Raw genomic sequence first — 19,839 nt, 5'->3', positions numbered from 1 at the left:
GATCCCGTGGGGGTGATCAGAAGCTAGCCCCTGGAAACCGCGGAACCGCCTGCTGGAGACGGGAGAGGGAGATCCTTATGGTCGTGTTAAGGCAGGGCTAACTGAGGGCTCAGGGAGGGACGGTTCCGTGAGCGCGGAGAGGGGTGTGTTGCGGATGAGTGGAGCGGACGGGGTTCGTGTCGCCGTCGTCGCCGATGTGCCGGCCGTGAAGGCCGTGACCGATATGGCGTACAGCCACTACATTCCGCGCATCGGTGTGGTGCCGCAGCCCATGGAGGCGGACCACATGGCGAATGTGGTCGCGGGGCGCGTGTACGTCACGGGGGAGCCCGTGATCGGGCTGGTGGTGATCGAGGAGCGCGGCGATCACCTGTTCCTCGACAGCATCGCCGTCCGTCCCGAGGCGCACGGCAGGGGTGTCGGGCGGCTGCTATTGGACTTCGTGGACGCACGCGCGCGTGCGCTCGGGCTGGCCGAGGTCAGGCTCTATACGAACGCGCTGATGTGGGAGAACCAGGAGATCTACCCGAGGCTCGGGTACGAGGTCGTGGAGCGGCGCACGGACGGGCCGTACGACCGCGTCCACTACCGGAAGCGGCTCGGCTGACCGGGGCGGGCAGGGGGCAGACCGGGGTCAGCCGTCCGGCCACCAGGTGCGGGCGATGTCCTTGCGGATCTCCGGGCGCTCCGTGGGGCGCTCGTCGGGCTCCTCGCGCACACGGCGCGTGTCCGACTTCTTCAGGGGCTTCTGCACGGTCACGCGGCGCATGGCTGCCTCCTTGTGTCCACCCGGGGTCGTGTTCTCACGAGGTGGACCGTTCCGGGGAGAGTGACTCATCGGGGCGGGTCTGTCTGTGGCGGCTGTCACGATGGGACTGTCAGTGGTGGGTGTCACCCTGGGCGCATGAGCGAACCTGTAGCGAACTTCGACTGGGACGCGGAGGCGGCCGCCTTCGACGAAGAGCCCGATCACGGCCTGCGCGACCCGGAGATCCGCCGGGCCTGGGCCGACCGGCTGCGCGGCTGGCTGCCCGACAGCGCCGCCGACATCCTCGACCTCGGCTGCGGCACCGGCAGCCTGTCGCTCCTCGCGTCCGAGCAGGGGCACCACGTCACCGGCGTCGACCTGTCCCCGGCGATGGTGGACCTGGCCCGCGCGAAGCTGGCCGGCCGTGACGCGGCGTTCCTGGTCGGTGACGCGGCGACACCTCCGGTGGGCGAGCAGCGCTTCGACGTCGTCCTCGTACGGCATGTGCTCTGGACGCTGCCCGACCCCGCCCGGGTCCTGCGGCACTGGCGCGGGCTGCTCCGCCCCGGCGGCCGGCTTGTGCTGGTCGAGGGCGTGTGGGGCACGGTCAGCCCGGCCGGCATACCCGCCGACCGCCTTACCGAACTCCTGGCACCCCTGGGCGGGTACGTGCACGTGGAGCGGCTGTCGGACGACCTGCTGCTGTGGGGGAAGGACGTGGACGACGAGCGGTACGCGGTGGTGGCCATCCCCGCCATCCCCTGAGCGAGCCCGCCCGCCGTCACGCCACCAGCGCGTCGAACCCGCCCTCACGGGCCAGCTTCTCCAGCTCGTCGAGCGCGGCCACGGCAGCCGCCGCGGCCGCGGGGTCCGACACGGCCAGCCCGCTCTCCTCGAACTCGTCCTCGTCCAGCCGCCGTACGTCCGTGCCGTCGGCGGAGATCCACAGGTCCAGATCGAGGTCCTCCACGACGAGTTCGGCGCCGGCGAGCGTGGCGGGGCGGGTGATGTCGCAGTACCAGCCCTTCAACTGCCCGGCGCGGTCCCGGACTTCCTTCACCGCGTACCAGCGGTCCCGCCAGTAGTACTCGGTGAACACGTCACCGCGCTCGAAGCGCACGAAGCCGAAGTCGCGGACGCCGTCACCGGCCCACGGGGCGCGGACGGCGAGGCGGGTGCCGTCGTCGAAGAGCAGTTCCGCCGCGTAACGGATCTTCGTGCGGCCCGCCTTGACGAGGACGACGTCCAACTGGCGAACGGGATCAGGTGAGTTCACGGACATAGCGCACCTCCGTGGCGCAGGTTTCGTAGCCGAACCAGGTGTTGATCGCGAGCATCGGGTCGTTGCCGGTGTCGTTGCCCGTGAACGCCTCCGTGTAGCCGGCGGCGCGGGCGCGGTGCAGGGAGTCGTTCTTGGCGAGCTTGGCGAGGCCGCGGCCGCGGTGGGCGCGGGCGGTTCCGGTCATGACCGTGCCGTAGCGGGTGCCGTCGTCCGTGCGGGCAGCACTGAAGGCCGCCGGGCGTCCGTCGACGAGGGCCACGGACGTCAACTCCTGGCTGAACAGCGGGTGTTGCCAGGTGCCGTCCAGCCAGGCCTGGTAGTCCGTGAACTCGACGCCGATGTCGCTGGGTTCGTCGGCCATCGTCGCCGCGTCCAGCTCGAACAGGGGGCGCGGGTCCTCGGCGAAGTCCGAGCCCGGGCGGATCTCCACGTCCGGCGGCGGGGTCTGGAGCGGCGGCAGTGTGCCCTGCGCCAGGTCCAGGCGGAGGAAGTACGCGGAACGGCTCGCCGTATAGCCGAAGCGTTCGGCGAAGGCGCGGTTGGCCGGCTCGTCCAGGACCCAGGCGTAGAGCCGGGTCGCGCCCACGGCGGCCAGATGTTCCTCGGCGGCGCGGGCCAGGAGCGAGCCCGCGCCCCGGCGCGTCCGCTCCGGGTGCACGTACACGTTGACGAAGCCCCGGTCGGGTTCCGGGCTGTCGTAGGCGATGCCCACCTGGGCCGTGCCGATGATCTCGCCGTCCTCCTCCACGACCAGCCTGCGCAGCGCGGCCTCCGGCTGGGCGTGGGCGATGTCGTGGGCGACGGACTCCGAGGTGAACAGCATGTAGGGGAGGGCGAGTCGGCGGACCTCGACGAAACCGTCCAGGTCCGCCCGGACATCGGGGCGCAGGTCGCGTGCGATCACGGTCATGGAGTCGCACGCTACGGCGGAGCCGCGCCGGAGTGCCTCCTATTTTCCGGCGAGCGCCTGCTCCTTTCCGGCGGGTGCGTTCTCCAGATTTCCGGCGGGCGTGTTCCTCGGTGGGTGCGGGACAATCGGGCCGTGACCTTGAAGATCCACATCGACGACAGTGCGGCACCGTACGAGCAGGTGCGGGCGCAGATCTCCGAGCAGGCGCGGGCGGGGGCGCTGCCGGTCGGATACCGGCTGCCCACCGTCCGGGGCCTGGCCGAGTCGCTCGGCCTCGCCGCGAACACGGTCGCCAAGGCGTACCGGGCCCTGGAGGCGGACGGGGTGATCGAGACGCGCGGGCGCAACGGGACGTTCGTCGCGGCTGCGGGCTCGGCGGCGGAGCGTGAGGCGTCGCTGGCCGCGCAGGCCTACGCGGAGAAGGTTCGGCGGCTGGGGCTTACGGAGTCCGACGCGCTGGCCGCCGCACAGGACGCGCTGCGGGCGGCCTACGGGGCGTAGCACAAACGGAGTTGCCACCAGGGGCAACCGAGGCGCGACCGATGGCGACCGGAGCTGTCACAGATACAACCCCGCGTCCGCGCCCTCCCGTTGGTCCGGTACCGACGTCGGCTGGGTGCCCCGGCGCAGGGCGTACAGCTCTGCCAGGGTCGCGCCCTCGCGGCCCACGCCCTCCTCCGTGCCGAGCCAGCCGACCGACTCCTTGCGGGTGAGGGGGCCGACCTCGATACGGGCGAGGCAGCGGCCGGGGCGGACGACGGCGGGGTGGAGGCGCTCCAGGTCCTCGTTGGTGGTGACGCCCACCAGGACGTTGCGGCCCTGGCCGAGGAGGCCGTCCGTGAGGTTGAGGAGCCGGGACAGCGCCTGGCCCGCCGTGTGCTTCGCCTCGCCGCGGATCAGCTCGTCGCAGTCCTCCAGCAGGAGGAGCCGCCAACGGCCCTTGCCCGTCGTGTCGTCCTCGCCGATCGCGATGTCCATCAGATAGCCGACGTCGCTGAACAGCCGCTCCGGGTCCAGCACGCAGTCCACCTGGCACCAGTCCCGCCAGGAACGGGCCAGCGTGCGCAGCGCCGAGGTCTTGCCGGTGCCGGGCGGGCCGTGCAGCAACAGCAGGCGGCCCGCGATGTCCTCCGGGGTCGTCTTCATCAGGGTGTCCATCGCGTCGGCCACCGGACGCGTGTAGTTGGCGCGCACCTCGTCCCACGTGCCTGCCGAGATCTGCCGGGTCGTCCGGTGCGGGCCGCGCCGGGGGGAGACGTACCAGAACCCCATCGTCACGTTCTCCGGCTGCGGTTCGGGTTCGTCCGCCGCGCCGTCGGTCGCCTGGTCGAGGACCTTCTCGGCGAGCTCCTCGCTGGTCGCCGTCACCGTCACGTCGGCGCCGCGGTTCCAGCGGGAGATCAGCAGGGTCCAGCCGTCGCCCTCGGCGAGGGTCGCGCTGCGGTCGTCGTCGCGGGCGGCGCGCAGCACGCGGGCGCCCGGCGGGAGCAGGGTCGCCCCGGTCCGGACACGGTCGATGTTCGCCGCGTGCGAGTACGGCTGCTCGCCCGTCGCGAAGCGGCCGAGGAACAGCGCGTCGACGACGTCGGACGGGGAGTCGGAGTCGTCGACGTTGAGCCGGATCGGCAGAGCGTCGTGTGGGTTAGCGGACATGGGGCCATGATCCGGCACACGGACGCCGTGTGCACCCGCTTTCCGCAGTGCGCCCCCGAGTGTCGGGTCCGTCCGCCGCATCCGATGTGTCCGCTCTGTGTCCGTCACGTATCCCCTCGGTCCTGTTACAAGCCTGTGCATGTGGAGGCCTGCCCCACCGCCCCGCACCGACGTTACTGTTGCCCTTGATGGGACGTCATGGGTGGAATTCGGGGGCACGGCGGTGGCGGCTCACCGCGCTGCTCGGCGTGGGTGTGGCCGCACTGGCGCTGATCGTGACCCTGATCAACACGCTTCCCGGCGGCGGAGGCACCGCCGGCACCTCGCGCGACGGCGACAAGGTGCACGGCACCCCGGCGACCCCGCCCGACGAGGACCGGCCCGAGGTCGGCTGGGGCTTCACCCACACCCAGTACAGCGCCGACGAGGGCAGCGACACCGCGACCGAGCGCGTCGAAGGGCTGCTCGCGAAGTCCCAACTTCCGCAGGACCAGGCCATCATGGGCTGGGGAGCCGACAACCCCGAGCCGGTGAAGGGGCGTTACGACTTCGGCGCCCTGGACCGCCGTGTCGACTTCATGCGCAAGTCGGGCGGCACCCCGGTCATCACGCTGTGCTGCTCCCCGGACTGGATGAAGGGCGGCAAGTCCGGTGTCGGCAACACCGATTGGAGCCAGGCCTCGCTGGAGACGGCTCCGAAACCGGACCACTACGCGGACTACGCCGCGCTCGCCGCGACGGTCGCCAAGCGGTACCCGGACGTCACCCACTTCATCGTGTGGAACGAGTTCAAGGGCTTCTGGAACGACGCGAAACAGCGCTGGGACTACGAGGGTTACACCCGGCTCTACAACCTGGTCTACAAGGCGCTGAAGAAGGTCAACCCGAAGATCATGGTCGGCGGCCCCTATCTGGTGATGGACAGCGTGGACCCGCGTGACGCGAACGCCTCCAGTACGTTCAAGGGCAGTTGGGGCGCGATGGACCAGCGGATCATCGACGCCTTCGACTACTGGAACAAGAACAAGGTCGGCGCGGACTTCGTGGTCGTCGACGGTTCCAGCTACACCAACGACGACGACCTGCTGCCCAACGAGTTCGGGGCCACCGACAAACTCACCGCCGTCAGCGAGTGGGTCCGTGAGCAGACGCACGACCTGCCGCTGTGGTGGGCCGAGTACTACGTCGAGCCCGCCGACGGCAACGACGACCGCAAGGGCTGGTCCGAGACCCACCGCGTCGCCGTCCAGGCCACCGGCATGATCGCGATGGCCAAGGGCGGCGCCACCTCCGGCTTCTACTGGAACCCGGAGGAGGAGAAGGGCACGGACTGCGCGGGCTGCCTGTGGACGCCGACGGACAGTTCCGACGGCGGGAAGCAACTCCCCATGTACGACCTGGTCTCCCGCTTCGACGCGGCCTTCGGGCCCGGCACCACGTACGAGACCGTGTCGGTCGCCGCCGACGACGTGCCCAACGTACGGGTCCTCGCCACCGACAAGACGGTCCTGGTCGTGAACACCCTGGACCGGCAGATCAGCGCGAAGGTCGACGGCAAGCAGTTCGACATGGCGGCCTACGGGGTCAAGTGGCTGACGCGCTGAGCCACTTGACCCCGTAGAACCCCGGAACTCCGCTGCTTCACGGTCACTTCATGGTCAGGAACCGCTGCACCAGCGAGGCCAGCACCACCGCCAGCAGCGGCAGCGAGAACCAGAAACTGCTCTGCAGCCACCGCAGTTGACGCACACTCGGCCGGACCGCGACCCGGACGACCTCGCGGGCCGTCAGCATCAGGATCAGGGCGAGGGCGGCGAGCGCGCCCACCACCGACCACGGCGTCCAGGTGATCTGCGGTCCGATCGGCCCGGGATCGGGCTTCGGGACCGCACCCGCCGGCTGCTCGCGCAGGGAGTACATGGTCACGTCGGCGTTGACGAGGACCTTCTTCAACTCCTGCCGGTTGTCCAGGTTCTGGATGAGCCGGGACTCCCAGGTCGCCGAGTAGCCCGCGTCCAGCTGGAGCGAGACGACCTGGCTCTTGTTGAGCATCAGATACGAGTTCGGGCCCGCGTCCTTGAGCGCCTTGACCAGACCGGACACCAGCACCGGGTCCGAAGGGGCCAGCGTCGGGACGTAGTTGACCCGCTCCATGTCCTTCGCGCCCCACGGCATCGCCGGCGTCACGTCGTTGACCGTGTCGTCGCTCAGCCACAGCAGCCGTACCGTCGGCTTGTCGTGGGCGTACACGTAGTTCATGGCCGCGACCTCGCCCGGCCGCACCCGCTCGAAGCCCTCGTTGCCCCAACGGGCCACCAGGAAGCCGCCCATGAGCAGCAGGCCCGCGAGCAGGGCGGCCAGTGGGGCGAGGCTCACGCGGTCCTTCTCGCGCTCCTTGGCGGTGGCGCCGGTGCGCGGGAAGAGGGCGAGGCCCGCGAGCAGGGCCGCGCCGGGCACCGCGAACATGAAGACGCGCAGCGCCATCTCGCCGCCATAGGACTGCATGCCGAAGCCCAGGAACGGGACGAAGGTGAGGACGAGCAGGGAGCGTTCGCGGTACTTGTGGTCGCGGCGGCGCCACCAGCCCCAGCAGGCGAAGGCCATGACGCCGCCGGCCAGCAGGACGCGGGTGTAGAGGACCAGCTTGTGGGTCGAACTGCCGCCCTGGATACGGCCGGAGACGGACGTCGAGACATTGCTGCCGACGCCGCCGACCCCGCCGAAGAGGTCGTTGAAGTGTCCGGACCAGTACGGCTCGGCCATGAAACCGAGCCAGACCGCGACCAGTACCCCGAACAGGATGGGCAGGCCGCGGAGTTCGGAGCGGCCGAGCAGGACGAGGACCGTGAGCACGCCCAGCATCACGAACGGCGTGAGCTGGTGGGCCGGGACGCTCGCCGCGAACAGCCCGATCAACACCAGGAGCAGGACGGCCTGTTGGCGCCGGTCGGTGGGTTCGACCTCCGCCTCGCCGGGCCGCATCTTCGTCCACAGGACGTGCGGTGCCCGGAACCAGACCAGGAGGATCGCCACGAAGGCCAGGTAGAGCAGGAAGGTGAAGCCCTGCGGGGAGAAGTAGTCCTGGCCGACCCAGCCGCTGAGCACGAAGATCCAGATGCCGGTCCACTTCGCCCGCCAGCTCGCCCGCAGGGAGCGCACGAGCAGGAACATCGGTGCCAGATAGGCGAGTTGGATGGCCGTGGGCCACCAGCGGATGACCTCGGACCAGTCGGTGACCCCGCACGCCTTGCCGATGAACGCGGCCACCGCGAAGAAGCCCGGCCAGCTCCAGCGCGCGTCCAGGTCGGGTACGGCCGACCCGGTGCGGTCGATGTAGTCGATGAACCCGAGGTGCTGCCAGGCCGTCGGGAAGCGCGGCTCGGTCTCGATCACCGCGGGCAGCGCGTGCAGTGAGACGACGGTTGCGAGCAGGGTGATCAGCAGCAGCGCCTTGTGCTCGCGGCCGAGCCACAGCAGCGCGGCGAACACCGTGATCAGCAGCGCGGCCCCGACCAGCGTGGGCAGCGGCAGCACCGAGATCAGGCCGAGCCCGCCCATGCGGTCCAGGTCGGACTCGCCGAGCCGCGCCGCGGGCACCCAGTACAGGAGCAGCGCGGCGACCAGCAGACAGCCGAGCACGACTCCGGGCCGCGTGGGCACGAGACGCTCGCGGAGGGACAACGGGCGGGCGGGCGGCGGGACTTCGGACTCCCGCGCCTCCCGCTCCTTCTCGGCCGCGTCCTCACGGGCCTGTTCCCGTACGAGCGATTCCTCCGGTACGACCACTCGGTCGGAGCCGTTGGCGGGCTCGAACGGCGCGTCCACCTCCGGCTCGGCCGACGGGCTCAGCGAGGACTCCGAGCCGGGTTCCCGTTCCTCGACGGGCAGCCCCACGATCTCGGACCGCTTGATGCCGAGCGCCCAGGTCGGCCGCTGCTCGCCGGACACGATGGGCGTGCCGGTGGGCGGGGTGCCGGGGCCCGGGCGTACGTCCGGCCGGCGTTCCAGGTGGTCGAAGTCGACGTGGATGCCGAGCGCGAGGGTGTCGGAGTCGAGCGCCCAGGCCGGGCCCCGGCGGCGCGGTGCGGCGGCCGGGACCTCGCGCGCGCCCAGGTCGGCGAGGTCGCCGTCCGGTGCCGCGTCCTCGGGCAACTCCGCGGCCGGTGCGGCCCGGAGCGTCTTGAACAGCTTGGGCGCGGCGATCGCCACGATCACCGCGAGGCTGGAGATCTCGGCGACGCCCGCGCCGGTCAGCCCCATGCGGGGGAGCAGCAGCAGCGTCAGACTGAGCACCAGGACGCACAACAGGCCCTGCAGCCAGGCGAGTCCGGCGGTGCGGCTCTGTGCGCGCAGCACCGCGAAGTACGTCTCCATGAGGACCCGCAGCAGCGCGCCCACCGCGAACCAGCGCAGCAGCGGCGTCGCCGCGTCCGCGTAGCCCGCGCCGAACACGCCCAGGATGTACGGGGCACCGATGAACAGCAGCCCGCAGATCGGCAGCATGATCCGGGCCATGCGCTTGAGCGCGGCCCGGGTGTTGGCGGCGATGCGCGCCGGGTCGTGGGAGCCCTCGACGGTCAGCGAGGCGCCCATGTTGATGGCGAGCAGGTTGACCGTGCCGCCTATCGTCGTGGTGATGTAGAAGTACGCGTTGTCCTCGGAGCTGACCTGCGAGGCGATGATCACCGGCACGAGGTAGACCACGGCGAGCGAGAACAGCGAGCCGGTGTAGTCACCGGCGAGGAACCGCCCGATCTCCCGCAGCGTCGGCGGCTTCGCGTGCTCCTCGGTCGCCTTGATGCGCCGGGGTACCAGCCGCCGGAACACCAGCCAGCCGAGCGGCACCACGGAGAAGGCGATCGCGGCGACCCAGGACACGAAGACACCGCTCGCGGCGAACACCGACGCGAGCCCCACGAGCAGCGCCAACTTCACCGCGGAGAACACCGTGTTGCCCACCGGCACCCACGGCGCGCTGCGCAGCCCGGTCAGCACCCCGTCCTGCAGCGTGAGCAGGTTCCAGGCGACGACCGCGACGACGAAGCCGAGCGCGGGGATCGGCCCGTGCAGGAAGCGGTACGAGGGTCCCCAGTCGCTCAGGGTCAGCAGGAAGATCCCGGCGCCGAGCGCGACGACGAGCGAACTGCCCGCGTACGTACGGAAGATGAGGCGCCCGGTGGCGCGTCCGGCGACCGGGATGAAGCGGGCCAGGGCGCCGGTCAGCGTGACCGCCGTGAGTCCGGCCAGCAGCTTCATCGCGGCGATGGCCGCCGAGCCCTGGCCGACCGCGGTCGGCGAGTAGTAGTGGGCGGCGATCAGCCAGTAGCCCAGCCCCAGCACCGCGGAGATCCCGGTGTTGAGCATCAGGGCGTAGGCGTTGCGGAACAGCGGGCTGCCGCCGGGGGACTTGCTCCTTCCCGGCAGGCGCAGTCTGCGCCCCGTCTGCTGGGGCGCCTCGGTCCCGGGCGCCGCGTCCTGGGTGGTGGTCGTCGTGTCAGACACGGGAACGGATGGCCTTCCGGCGGACCTGTCGAGCTCTGCGGACCATGGCGTAGCCCTGAGTGAGGGCACGGTCTCCGGCGAAGTTGCGGGCGATCGCACGGCCCTCGACGAGCCGCTCGAACTCCTCGACTCCCGTAGTGCGGCGCACAGTCACCCGCCGCAGCGCGTACGGTCCCTGGCGGCGCCGGGCGAGGTCGTTGCCGACGGCGAGCGCCTGCGCGAACCCGGTGTCCCGCACCGCCTGGCGCACCCGGCGGCTGGAGTAGCCGTACGGATACGCGAACGAGACGGGTACGGAGCCGAGTTCGTCGGCGACGATCTCCTTGCAGCGGACCAGCTCCGCGCGCAGGGAGTCGTCGTCGAGCTGGTCGAGCTGCGGGTGGGTGTGGCTGTGGCCGCCGATCTCGACGTCCGCGCCCGCGAGCTCCCGCACCTGGTCCCAGTCGAGCATGGCGTCCAGGCCGCCACCGGTGTCGTGGACGCCCCGGATCCAGCCGGTGGAGACGAACAGGGTGGACGCGAAGCCGTGTTGGGCCAGCGCGGGCAGCGCGTGCCGGTGCACACCCTCGTAACCGTCGTCGAAGGTGATCAGCACCGGGCGCTCGGGCAGCGGTTTGCCGGAACGCCAACTCGCGGCCAGATCAGCCGTGTTGACGGGCGTGAAGTTCAGGTCGCCGAGAAGTGCCAGCTGCTCGGCGAACGCCTCCGGCGCGACGGACAGGGCGCGGGTGGCGTCGTTCGGGGCGGCGGCGACCGAGTGGTACATCAGGATCGGCACCGGTGTGTCACTCATGTGCGACCCCCGCGCTGGTTGCCGCCACCGGGCCTGGGTGCGTCCGCGCGTTCGGGCGCGTTCCCGTGCCCGGGTGCCTCCCCGCGTCCGGGTGCGTCCCCGGGTCCGTGTCCGCTCCCGCGTTCGGGTGTGTCCCCGTGCCCGAGTGCCTCCCCGCGTCCGCGTGCCTCCCTGCGTGGGGGCGCCTCCCTGCGTTTGGGTGCGTCCCGGCGTCCGTGTCCGCCTCGGCGTTCGGGTGCGGCCCCACGCCTGAGTGCCTCCCCGCGTTCGGGTACGTCCCCGCGTCCGTGTCCGCTCTCGCGTTCGGGTACGTCCTCATGCCCGAGTGCCCCTCCGTGTCCACGTGTCTCCCCGCGCCCGCGTGCCTCCCCGTGCTCATGTCCGACCCCCGCGCTCATTACCGCCTCCACGCCCGCGCCCGCCCCCGCGCTCGTCCGTGTCCCCCTCGATCTCCACCACCGAGAAGGTGACCCCGCCGCGGCGGGCCCTGACGCTCCCGACGACATACCCGCCCGCTGCCGTGAACACCCCGGCGACGATCGCGCCCGCCCGGCCCGCGCCGCCCGGTCGGGCGAACAGGGCGTCGCGCAGGCCGCGTGCCACTCCGGCCGGCAGGACGCGGGTCGTGTACCGGCGTTCCGACTCAAGTCCCTTGTCGGCGCCGACACTTCGGGCCACCAGGGCCTTGGAGAGGCCCTCGGCGTACGTGCGCGTACGGAAGTATCCGAAGTGCTCGCGCACCGCGGGGACCCGGTGGTGGATCACCGCGCGGTCGTCGATCACCAGTACCGCGTCCGGCCTGGCCCGGGTGAGCCGGATGCAGAGTTCCGTCTCCTCGCCGCCCAGGGGGCGCTTGTCGCCGTCGCGTCCGATGCCGGTCGCGAAGCCGCCGGCCGCGTCGAACGCCGTACGGCGGAACGAGGCGTTGCCGCCCAGGACGTTGCGTACCTGGACCCGGCCCGGCGGCAGGCCCTTGTACGTGCAGCCCACCACCCAGTCGAACTCCTCGGGGAACCAGGAGGGTCGGCGGCCGGACGCCCAGATCGGCATCGTGCGGCCGCCGACGGCCATCACCTTCGGATCGGCGTACGCCTCGGCGAAGTACCGCAGCCACTCCCGCTCGGCCACGGCGTCGTCGTCGAGGAAGGCGATGACCTCGCCGCGGGATGCGGCGATGCCGGTGTTGCGGCCCGCGGACAGACCGCGCGGACCCGCGTTCGCCAGCACGCGGACCTCGCCCGTCTCCTTCAAGTCCTTGTACTCCCTGGTGAGTCGGTCCAGGAGAGCGGGGTTGTGGTCGACGACCAGCAACGTCTCCAGCGCGGGCCGTGACTGCGCCCGCACCGAGGAGACCGCCGCGAGGATGTCCTCCCAGCGGTCCTCGGTGTAGACGCAGATCACGACGGAGATGTCGTGACTGCTCAAGACACCTCTCCCCGGACCGAGTTGAGCTGCGGGTCGAGCTGAGGATCGCGTTGCGGGTCGAGCGTGTCGATCATCGTGGAGTGCGAACGACGGCGCAGCGCACGCCGGTTGGAGCGCTCCTGGAGGATCACCTTGAGCACCCGGATCCCGTCCCGCACGGCGCGCAGATTGCTCGTGCCGTGGATACGGAGGTACTCGTGGCTGGGGATCTCCTGCACCTTGAGACCGGCCTTGACCACCCGGATGTTGATGAGTGTCTCGATCTCGAAGCCGGTGCAGTCGAGGTCGATCTTGTCGAGGCAGTGCCGCCAGAACGCGTTGTATCCGTAGCAGAGATCGGTGTAGCGGGCGCCGAACTTGCGGTTGACGATCGTGCACAGCGCCCAGTTGCCGAGCTTGCGGATGAACGTCATGTCGTCCGTGCCGCCGCCGTTGGCGAAGCGTGAGCCCTTGGCGAAGTCCGCGCCCGAGACGAGGGCGGAGACGTAGCTGACGATCTCGTGCCCGTCGGCCGAGCCGTCCGCGTCGACCATCACGATGATGTCGCCGCTGCAGGCCTCGAACCCGGTGATCAGGGCATCCCCCTTGCCCTTGCCCTGCTGTTCGACGACCTTGACCCCGGGCCACAGCTCGCGGGCCACTTCGACGGTGTTGTCGGTGGAATTGCCGTCCACAAGAACCACTTCGTGTATCCACGCGGGAAGTGTCTTGAAGACGTAGGGGAGATTCTCCGCCTCATTCATTGCGGGAATCACCACGCTCACCGGCGGTGTGATCGCCAGGTGAGAGGAGATCGGCCGGTATTTGGCCGACATTAACGGATCTTGGCCCGATGTCGCTGGGCGCAGAACAGAACTCACGAGTCTGGTCCCTCTCGTCCGGCGGACCGCCCGCCCCTGGGCGGCCCGGCTCTGTGCTCCGGTTCGAAAGGGGGGTTCTCACGGGCGCCACGGAGAATACGGATCTCCGTGCACGCGTGGTGAGCTGGCAAAACTGGTCGACCCCCGGAAAACATGAAAGCCGGCCGCGCGGACGACTCGGTCACAAATGCGGTCACCGAGCACGGCACCCCCCTACCGCGCCCCGCCCCGGATCCATCGCGGTCCTTGAGCCCTCCCCTAGAGCCGCTCGATGATGAACCAGTGCGGGTGAGATGTACGACGGTATTGATGATTGAACCTGTATGGCAAGACCTGGAACGAGGCCTCACCTTTTTGTTGGTTTGACCGTTACACAACTTTGTCAGCCGTTGTACGGCCCGGCATATGCCGTATGAATACCGATAGCGAAATCAAGCCGCTGATCACCGCCACCGCGATGATTCCACCGTCGACCGACCACCGGTGCACGGCCAGCATTCCCTGGGTCACCAGCATGTCGACGACCACCGCGCCCGCCACCGAGGTGAGAACACGGCCGAAGGGATCAAGTCCGCGCAACACCGCGGCAATTGCCGAAGCCGGCGCAGCGAACAGGAAGAACAGCGCGAACGGACCGCGCAACGGTGATCCCGAGTCGACGAGCGCGAGCAGCGCTCCGACCCCTCCCACGGCAACTGCCGCGCCCGCGAGCAGGGGTGCCAGGTCCCTCCCCGGTCCTGGCCGTGCCCGCTCGGTGTCGGCGATGGATGGTCTCTTGATACGGAAGGTCTGCATTGGCGACTTTGCCCCCCAGCGCGCCGGATGCCGGACTTCAATGTCGCGCAGCCCGACCGGGCACGTCAAGGTGCGGAAGTCGCTTGCACCGGTTCTTGCGTATCCCCGAATGGATGTTCCCCGGAGGCGCGTGCGGCCTCCGGGGAACCGTTGTTCGGATGGAGCGGCTGGGTGCTACGGGACGAGCTTCAGCAGCTTGTTCGGTGACCCCGTGCCTGGGCTGGTCACCACACCAGAAGTGGCCCCGTTCACCAGGGCCGTGGCGACCTGGGCCGGCGTGGACGAGGTGTGGCCCGAGAGGTAGACGGCGGCGGCGCCCGCCACGTGCGGGGTCGCCATCGAGGTGCCCGACAGGGTGGCGGTGGCGGTGTCGCTGGTGTTGTAGCCCGCCAGGATCGACGAGCCGGGCGCGAAGATGTCCAGTATCGAGCCGTAGTTGGAGTAACTGGCCCTGGCGTCCGCGCTGGTGGTGGCGCCGACCGTGATCGCGGTGGCGACCCGGGCGGGGGAGTACGAGGAGGCGTTGGCGCTGCTGTTGCCCGCCGCGACCGCGTACGTCACGCCGCTGGATATGGAGTTGGCGACCGCCGTGTCGAGCGAGGTGGAGGCGGAGCCGCCGAGCGACATGTTGGCGACCGCCGGCGTGGTGTGGTTCGAGGTCACCCAGTCGATGCCCGCGATCACCCCGGCCGTCGTGCCCGAGCCGCTGTTGTCCAGCACCCGGACCGCCACGATGTTCGCCTTCTTGGCGACGCCGTACGTCGAGCCCGCGATCGTCGTGGCCACATGGGTGCCGTGGCCGTTGCCGTCGGAGGCGGTGGTGTCGCCGTCGACCGCGTCATAGCCGTAGGAGGCGCGGCCGCTGATCTGGGTGTGGGTGATCCGGACGCCGGTGTCGATGACGTACACGGTCACACCGCTGCCCGCGCTGTCCGGATAGGTGTACGTCCCCGACAGCGGCAGTGCGGCCTGGTCGATGCGGTCCAGGCCCCAGGGCGCGCTGGACTGGGTGGTGTCGGTCAGGTGGACGCGCTGGTTCTGCTCCACCGCGGCGACGGCCGGGTCGGCGGCGAGTCTCTTCGCCTCGGTCGCGGAGAGGCTCGCCGTGTAGCCGTTCAGCACCGCGTTGAACGTCTTGGTGACCGTGCCGCCGTACTCCTTGACCAGGCCCTTGCCCGCGGTCGAGGACGCCTTGAGGCCGGCGCTCTTCTTGAGGGTGACGATGTAGCTGCCGTCGACGGCTGTGGGGGAGCCGGCGGCCAGTACCGTGCCCGTGGCCGGGGCGGCCTGGGCGGGGAATGCGGTGAGCCCGCCGACGAGAGCGGCGGTGGCGGCGCCGGTGATCGCGGCGAGCCGGAGCTTGTTGCTACGCAGGAGTGCCATTACGAGGGAGTCCTCTTCCAGGCGGCGCGCGCCCGGGTCGGCGCGCGGCTGTGGGGGTGCGCGCGTCGTCGTGCGCACAACCCTGGAGCGTTGCGTTCCGCACCAAGGCTGAGCAAAGCCTGGGTCATGAACCGGTCTGGTTCAAGGGAGTTGACGGCCTGTCACAGAGCTGTCATGAGCACGCAATCAAACGCCCCGTCAGCCTCTCTGTCGGACTCTCCATTGGCATGCACACTTCCCGTCAACGCGCGTCACTGCTACGACAGTTGTGGCAGAGATCCTGCTAAGGGAGGTTCCATGAGACGTTCCCGATTTACGGCATACGTGACCTCGCTCCTCCTCGCCGCCGCGCTCGCCCTCACCGGGGCGATGACGGCGCAGGCATCCCAACTGGCCGCCACCGGCGGCTATGTGGCCCTCGGTGACTCCTACTCCTCGGGTGTCGGCGCGGGCGGCAAGATCAGCTCCAGCGGGTCCTGCGACCGCAGCACCAAGGCCTACCCCTACCTCTGGGCGGCCGCGCATTCACCCTCGACGTTCGACTTCAAGGCCTGCTCGGGCGCTCGTACGGGTGATGTTCTCGCCAACCAGCTCGGCACCCTCAGCGCCTCGACCGGCCTCGTCTCGATCAGCGTCGGCGGCAACGACGCCGGCTTCGCCGACGTCATGACGACCTGCGTCCTGCAGTCCGACAGCTCCTGCCTCAGCCGGATCGCCACCGCGAAGGCCTACGTCGACTCGACGCTCCCCGGCCTCCTCGACAAGGTCTACTCCACGATCAGCGCCAAAGCCCCCTCCGCGCACGTGGTCGTGCTCGGCTACCCGCGCTTCTACAAACTCGGCACCACCTGCCTCGGCCTCTCCGCGACCAAGCGCTCCGCCATCAACGGCGCGGCCGACTACCTCGACACCGCCATCGCCAAGCGCGCCGCCGACCACGGCTTCACCTACGGCGACGTACGCACCACGTTCACCGGCCACGAGATCTGCTCCGGCAGCTCCTGGCTGCACAGCCTCAACCTGCTGAGCATCAGCGAGTCGTACCACCCGACCGCGGCCGGCCAGTCCGGCGGCTATCTCCCGGTCCTGACCGGCGCGGTCTGACCCCTCTCACGCCGAGGGCGTCGCCGAATCCGACGCGGAGGCCCCGTCCGACGGGGTCTCCGCCACGCAAGTCACCGAGAACGGCACGGAGTTGGACTCCTCGTTCACCGGGCTGCGGATCTCGACACTGATCTCGTTCTTGAACGTCCCGCTGTTCGAGTACGTCGTGAGGAACACCCGGTCCTGCTTGGTCTTCCCGCCGCCCGACGGGAACGACAGCGTCTTCCAGCCGGGGTTGGAGACCGAACCGGTCTTCGTCACCCACCGGTAGGACACCTCGGCGGGCAGCTTCCCCACCGTGATGCTGGCCGTGAAGGTCGGCGCCTTCGCGTTCGGCGGCGGACAGCTGCCGGTGTACTCGGTGTTGGCGCCCTCCACCGTCGCCTTCACCGACTGCGGCGCCGACGAGGACTTGCTGCTGCTCGGACTCGGAGTGTCGCTCGGCGCCGTGGTCTCGCTGCTCGCACTCGGCGAAGTCCCGTCCGAGGGCTGGCTCTTGGGGGTGCTCGCGCCCTTGCCCGCGTTCGAGTCCTTGTCGTCGTTCCGGTTGATCAGCGTGTACGTCAGTCCGCCGATCGCCAGGGCCAGCGCGATCAGCCCCGCGACCAGCACGACGGCCGCCCGCCGGTTGCGGTGCGGTTCGTCCGCGGCCGTCGGCGTCGAGTAGGAGTCGGGCGGCGGCCCGAAGCCCTGCACCGGCTGCGGCGGCGTCCGCGAGTCCTGCTGGGAGTAGCCGTCCTGCGGATACCCCGCCATCGTCGGCGAGTACGGCGTCGTCGGCGCCGTGGACGCGCGCGGTGTACCGCCCGCCGCGACCAGCCGCAGATCCTGCTCCGCCTGCTCCGCGGACATCCGCTCGGCCGGGTCCTTGCGCAGCAGTCCCTCGATGACCGGGGTGAGCGGCCCGGCCAGCCGCGGGGTCGGCAACTCCTCGTCGACGATGGCCCGCAGGGTGCTCAGCGGGGTGTTCTGGCGGAACGGCGACTGTCCTTCGACCGCCGCGTACAGCAGCACGCCGAGCGCCCACAGGTCGGACTCGGGACCTGGCGTACGGCCCAACGCCCGCTCCGGGGCGAGGAATTCGGGCGAACCGATGACCTCGCCGGTCATGGTGAGCGCCGAACTGCCCTCCACCATGGCGATACCGAAGTCGGTCAGCACCACCCGGCCGTCGTTCGACATCAGCACGTTGGCCGGTTTCACGTCCCGGTGCAGCACCCCGGCGTCGTGCGCGGCCCGCAACGCTGCCAGCACCTCGGCACCGATGTGTGCGGTCCGCTGCGGCGTCAACGGCCCCTCGCCGTCCAGGAGATCGGCCAGAGACATGCCCCGCACCAGCTCCATGACGATCCAGGGGCGGCCGTCCTCCGTGGCCACGTCGTACACCGTCACCACGTTGCGGTTGGCGACCCGCGCCGCCGCCCACGCCTCGCGCTCAAGACGGGCGTACATCCGCTCCACGTCGTCGGAGGCCAGTCCGGCCGGCGCGCGCACCTCCTTGACGGCGACCTCGCGTTGCAGCACCTCGTCGCGGGCCCGCCACACCGTGCCCATCCCGCCCTCACCGAGGGGGGACAGGAGCCGGTAGCGGCCCGCGATCACACGTTCAGTGCCCGGATCTTCGGACATGGGCTCCCCCCATTCGCAGCCGGGCGAATTCTCGCCAAACGTAACTCAGCCGAGCGCTGATGCCGCCCCCTTGAGCACCAGTCCGACCCCGAGGGCCACGACGACGAGCGCCGATCCCAGCGGCAAGGTCCGGCGGACCAGCACTGCCATGGGGCTGATGATCCAGCGGGGGCGCCGGTCCAGCACTCGGTTCATCCCTGTACCCAGCTTGACGACGGCGAATCCGGCAGCGGTGAGGGTGAGGGCGAGACCGACGCCGTACGCGACGACGAGCAGCAGCCCGAACCACGCCTGACCCAGCGCCGCGGCCCCCACGAGGACCACCACGGCGGACGGACTCGGCACGAGCCCACCGGCGAAGCCGAGCAGGATCGTGCCGCGCACGGTGGGGGCGGTCTCATGCGTGTGGGTGAAGCCGCCGTGCGTGTGTTCTACGGCGTGATCGTGGTCGTGCGTGTGGCCATGGTCGTGGGGATGGGGGTGGTCATGGCCGTGCTCGTGATCGTGGGTGTCGCCGTGGTCGTGACTGTGGGCGTGGTCGTCGTCGTGGCTGTGCGGGTGCGGGTGGGCCTCGGTGTGGGTGGACCCGGCTTCGGCGTGCGCGGAGACGAGGACCAGGGAGCGTTCGGGGGCCTTGGCGGTCTCGTGCTGGTGATCGTGGGGGTGGGGATGCGGGTGGGGGTGTGAAGTGGCTTGTGGGCGTGGGCGGTTGCGCCAGGCGCGGCGTACGAGGTTGGCGCCGGCGAAGAGGACCAGGACGCCGCTCGCGATGCCCAGCCAGGCGATCACCGACGGGGTCGCGGCGGAGCCGGCCGTGACCAGGAGGCCCAGGGCGACCACCCCGAGGGTGTGGGTGACGGTGACCGAGGCGGCGAGCGGGAGGACGTCCTTGAGCCGGGCGCGACCGCCCCGCGCGGCGGCCGTGGCCGCCATCAGGGTCTTGCCGTGACCGGGCGCGAGCGCGTGCATCGCGCCCAGGGCGATCGCGATGAGCAGGGCGAGGGCGGCGAAGCCGACGGTGAGGTGGTGGCGGGCCACCAGGTTGTTGAGGGCCTCCGTCCAGCGGTCGGCGCCGCGCGGCAGCACGGAGGCGGCGGGCGGTTCCGACGTGGACTGGTCGGCGTCGGTGAGCGCCGGGCCGCCGGGGCGCGCGTGCAGGGACGCGGTCGTGGTGTCGTCGGGGGAGGAGAGCAAGTCCTTGGGATAGCTGGTGAGTTCGTGCGAGTTCGACTTCGTCGCCACGTCCGACTTCGTGAGCGTCATCCTGTCGGCGCGCGCGGTGATCTCCCGCCAGCCCGGCCCGGTGGTCAGCCCCGCGCTGTGGAAGCCCAGGGTGACTGTCTTGCCCTTGGGCAGCGCGGCCGTCGAACTGCACTCCACCCGCAGGGTGTTGAGCCCGGCCTGCCCCGGCCGCAGCCGCGCGGTACTGGCACCGGGCGTGAGGGCGACCGTACGGCCGTCGACGGTGACCTTGCTGCCCTCGGCGGCCTTGTCGCAGCGCTGCCGGGCCCACTCGGTCATGCCCAACTGCTTGATCTCCGGCTTGACCTGGGTCGCCGGGATCTCGGCGAGGTCCTCGATGTGCGTGACGCGCAGCTCGCCCGGGGCGACGACGAGGCCGTCGTAGCGGTTGACGGTGAAGTTGCCGAGGGGGTGCGCGCTCGCGGCGGCCGTGGGGACCAGGAGGAGCGCGCCGGCGGCGGTGAGGACGGCCGCGGCGGAGGCGAACAGGCGGCGGACGGGCCTCACTTGGAG

17 protein-coding genes are annotated in these 19,839 nt (G+C 70.5%); 5 read left to right on the top strand and 12 right to left on the bottom strand.

Translation table 11 applies throughout. The features are described from left to right. Positions 1-154 precede the first annotated feature (154 nt). Positions 155-607, top strand: coding sequence for a GNAT family N-acetyltransferase (locus OG496_RS15445; RefSeq protein ID WP_366497932.1), 453 nt, complete (start codon positions 155-157; stop codon positions 605-607). Positions 608-634: 27 nt separating this feature from the next. Here the strand turns inward: OG496_RS15445 and OG496_RS15440 are convergent, their stop codons facing one another. Further along, positions 635-769, bottom strand: coding sequence for a hypothetical protein (locus OG496_RS15440; protein ID WP_366497866.1), 135 nt, complete (start codon positions 767-769; stop codon positions 635-637). 135 nt (positions 770-904) lie between these two features. Between OG496_RS15440 and OG496_RS15435 the strand changes: the two genes are divergently transcribed. After that, entirely contained in the window at positions 905-1,513 is a 609-nt protein-coding gene (locus tag OG496_RS15435; protein ID WP_399396987.1) for a class I SAM-dependent methyltransferase, read from the top strand. Between the two features lie 16 nt (positions 1,514-1,529). Here OG496_RS15435 and OG496_RS15430 read toward each other — a convergent pair whose 3' ends face one another. Further along, a complete protein-coding gene (locus tag OG496_RS15430) occupies positions 1,530-2,030 on the bottom strand; it encodes a DUF402 domain-containing protein (protein WP_405971259.1) in 501 nt (166 codons plus the stop codon). Continuing rightward, the gene (locus tag OG496_RS15425) at positions 2,011-2,940 is read right to left on the bottom strand and encodes a GNAT family N-acetyltransferase (protein ID WP_405971258.1); all 930 of its coding nucleotides are present in this window, start codon (positions 2,938-2,940) and stop codon (positions 2,011-2,013) included. The genes OG496_RS15430 and OG496_RS15425 overlap by 20 nt, the downstream gene beginning before the upstream one ends. Positions 2,941-3,072: 132 nt before the next feature. Here OG496_RS15425 and OG496_RS15420 point away from each other — a divergent pair, with 132 nt between their 5' ends. Beyond that, positions 3,073-3,441, top strand: coding sequence for a GntR family transcriptional regulator (locus OG496_RS15420; protein ID WP_405971257.1), 369 nt, complete (start codon positions 3,073-3,075; stop codon positions 3,439-3,441). A gap of 57 nt (positions 3,442-3,498) precedes the next feature. Here OG496_RS15420 and OG496_RS15415 read toward each other — a convergent pair whose 3' ends face one another. Then, on the bottom strand, positions 3,499-4,593 hold the full coding sequence (locus OG496_RS15415; RefSeq protein ID WP_366497871.1) for a DUF5925 domain-containing protein: 1,095 nt from the start codon (positions 4,591-4,593) through the stop codon (positions 3,499-3,501). A 188-nt stretch (positions 4,594-4,781) separates the two neighbouring features. Here OG496_RS15415 and OG496_RS15410 point away from each other — a divergent pair, with 188 nt between their 5' ends. Then, positions 4,782-6,197, top strand: a complete 1,416-nt coding sequence (locus tag OG496_RS15410) for a GH39 family glycosyl hydrolase (protein ID WP_405971256.1) — start codon at positions 4,782-4,784, stop codon at positions 6,195-6,197. Between the two features lie 43 nt (positions 6,198-6,240). On the opposite strand, the gene OG496_RS15405 is transcribed toward OG496_RS15410, so the two are convergent. The 6 genes from OG496_RS15405 to OG496_RS15380 form a co-directional block, all read right to left on the bottom strand. Beyond that, on the bottom strand, positions 6,241-10,095 hold the full coding sequence (locus OG496_RS15405; RefSeq protein ID WP_405971255.1) for a lipopolysaccharide biosynthesis protein: 3,855 nt from the start codon (positions 10,093-10,095) through the stop codon (positions 6,241-6,243). After that, on the bottom strand, positions 10,088-10,888 hold the full coding sequence (locus OG496_RS15400; protein ID WP_405971254.1) for a polysaccharide deacetylase family protein: 801 nt from the start codon (positions 10,886-10,888) through the stop codon (positions 10,088-10,090). Before OG496_RS15400 ends, OG496_RS15405 begins: the two co-directional genes overlap by 8 nt. Before the next feature lie 375 nt (positions 10,889-11,263). Then, positions 11,264-12,313 carry a glycosyltransferase family 2 protein gene (locus OG496_RS15395; RefSeq protein WP_405971253.1) on the bottom strand — a complete coding sequence of 350 codons (1,050 nt, stop codon included), beginning with the start codon at positions 12,311-12,313 and terminating at the stop codon, positions 11,264-11,266. Next, positions 12,310-13,173 (bottom strand): glycosyltransferase family 2 protein, encoded by an 864-nt coding sequence (locus OG496_RS15390; protein WP_405971252.1) that lies wholly within the window; start codon positions 13,171-13,173, stop codon positions 12,310-12,312. The genes OG496_RS15395 and OG496_RS15390 overlap by 4 nt, the downstream gene beginning before the upstream one ends. 369 nt (positions 13,174-13,542) lie before the next feature. Further along, positions 13,543-13,968: a hypothetical protein gene (locus OG496_RS15385; protein ID WP_405971251.1), complete on the bottom strand. Its 426-nt coding sequence runs from the start codon at positions 13,966-13,968 to the stop codon at positions 13,543-13,545. A gap of 174 nt (positions 13,969-14,142) precedes the next feature. Next, complete coding sequence (locus OG496_RS15380; RefSeq protein WP_405971250.1) at positions 14,143-15,351, bottom strand: S8 family peptidase; 1,209 nt, start codon at positions 15,349-15,351, stop codon at positions 14,143-14,145. Between the two features lie 297 nt (positions 15,352-15,648). Between OG496_RS15380 and OG496_RS15375 the strand changes: the two genes are divergently transcribed. After that, positions 15,649-16,455, top strand: coding sequence for an SGNH/GDSL hydrolase family protein (locus OG496_RS15375; protein ID WP_405971249.1), 807 nt, complete (start codon positions 15,649-15,651; stop codon positions 16,453-16,455). A 6-nt stretch (positions 16,456-16,461) separates the two neighbouring features. Here OG496_RS15375 and OG496_RS15370 read toward each other — a convergent pair whose 3' ends face one another. Continuing rightward, positions 16,462-18,084: a protein kinase domain-containing protein gene (locus tag OG496_RS15370; RefSeq protein ID WP_405971248.1), complete on the bottom strand. Its 1,623-nt coding sequence runs from the start codon at positions 18,082-18,084 to the stop codon at positions 16,462-16,464. 45 nt (positions 18,085-18,129) lie between these two features. Then, entirely contained in the window at positions 18,130-19,833 is a 1,704-nt protein-coding gene (locus tag OG496_RS15365; protein WP_405976629.1) for a sulfite exporter TauE/SafE family protein, read from the bottom strand. Between the last annotated feature and the right edge of the window lie 6 nt (positions 19,834-19,839).

Origin of the sequence: Streptomyces sp. NBC_00988 (assembly GCF_045162645.1) — a bacterium.
Lineage (GTDB): Bacteria > Actinomycetota > Actinomycetes > Streptomycetales > Streptomycetaceae > Streptomyces.
The sequence above is the reverse complement of the archived record's forward strand: the minus strand, read 5'-3'. Positions and strand labels throughout refer to the sequence as shown.

Coding starts and splice junctions, on each gene's coding strand:
- OG496_RS15435 (WP_399396987.1), top strand. CDS start 905: ATGAGCGAACCTGTAGCGAACTTCGACTGGGACGCGGAGGCGGCCGCC.
- OG496_RS15370 (WP_405971248.1), bottom strand. CDS start 18,084: ATGTCCGAAGATCCGGGCACTGAACGTGTGATCGCGGGCCGCTACCGG.
- OG496_RS15385 (WP_405971251.1), bottom strand. CDS start 13,968: ATGCAGACCTTCCGTATCAAGAGACCATCCATCGCCGACACCGAGCGG.
- OG496_RS15375 (WP_405971249.1), top strand. CDS start 15,649: ATGAGACGTTCCCGATTTACGGCATACGTGACCTCGCTCCTCCTCGCC.
- OG496_RS15440 (WP_366497866.1), bottom strand. CDS start 769: ATGCGCCGCGTGACCGTGCAGAAGCCCCTGAAGAAGTCGGACACGCGC.
- OG496_RS15400 (WP_405971254.1), bottom strand. CDS start 10,888: ATGAGTGACACACCGGTGCCGATCCTGATGTACCACTCGGTCGCCGCC.
- OG496_RS15445 (WP_366497932.1), top strand. CDS start 155: ATGAGTGGAGCGGACGGGGTTCGTGTCGCCGTCGTCGCCGATGTGCCG.
- OG496_RS15425 (WP_405971258.1), bottom strand. CDS start 2,940: ATGACCGTGATCGCACGCGACCTGCGCCCCGATGTCCGGGCGGACCTG.
- OG496_RS15430 (WP_405971259.1), bottom strand. CDS start 2,030: ATGTCCGTGAACTCACCTGATCCCGTTCGCCAGTTGGACGTCGTCCTC.
- OG496_RS15415 (WP_366497871.1), bottom strand. CDS start 4,593: ATGTCCGCTAACCCACACGACGCTCTGCCGATCCGGCTCAACGTCGAC.
- OG496_RS15410 (WP_405971256.1), top strand. CDS start 4,782: ATGGGACGTCATGGGTGGAATTCGGGGGCACGGCGGTGGCGGCTCACC.
- OG496_RS15380 (WP_405971250.1), bottom strand. CDS start 15,351: ATGGCACTCCTGCGTAGCAACAAGCTCCGGCTCGCCGCGATCACCGGC.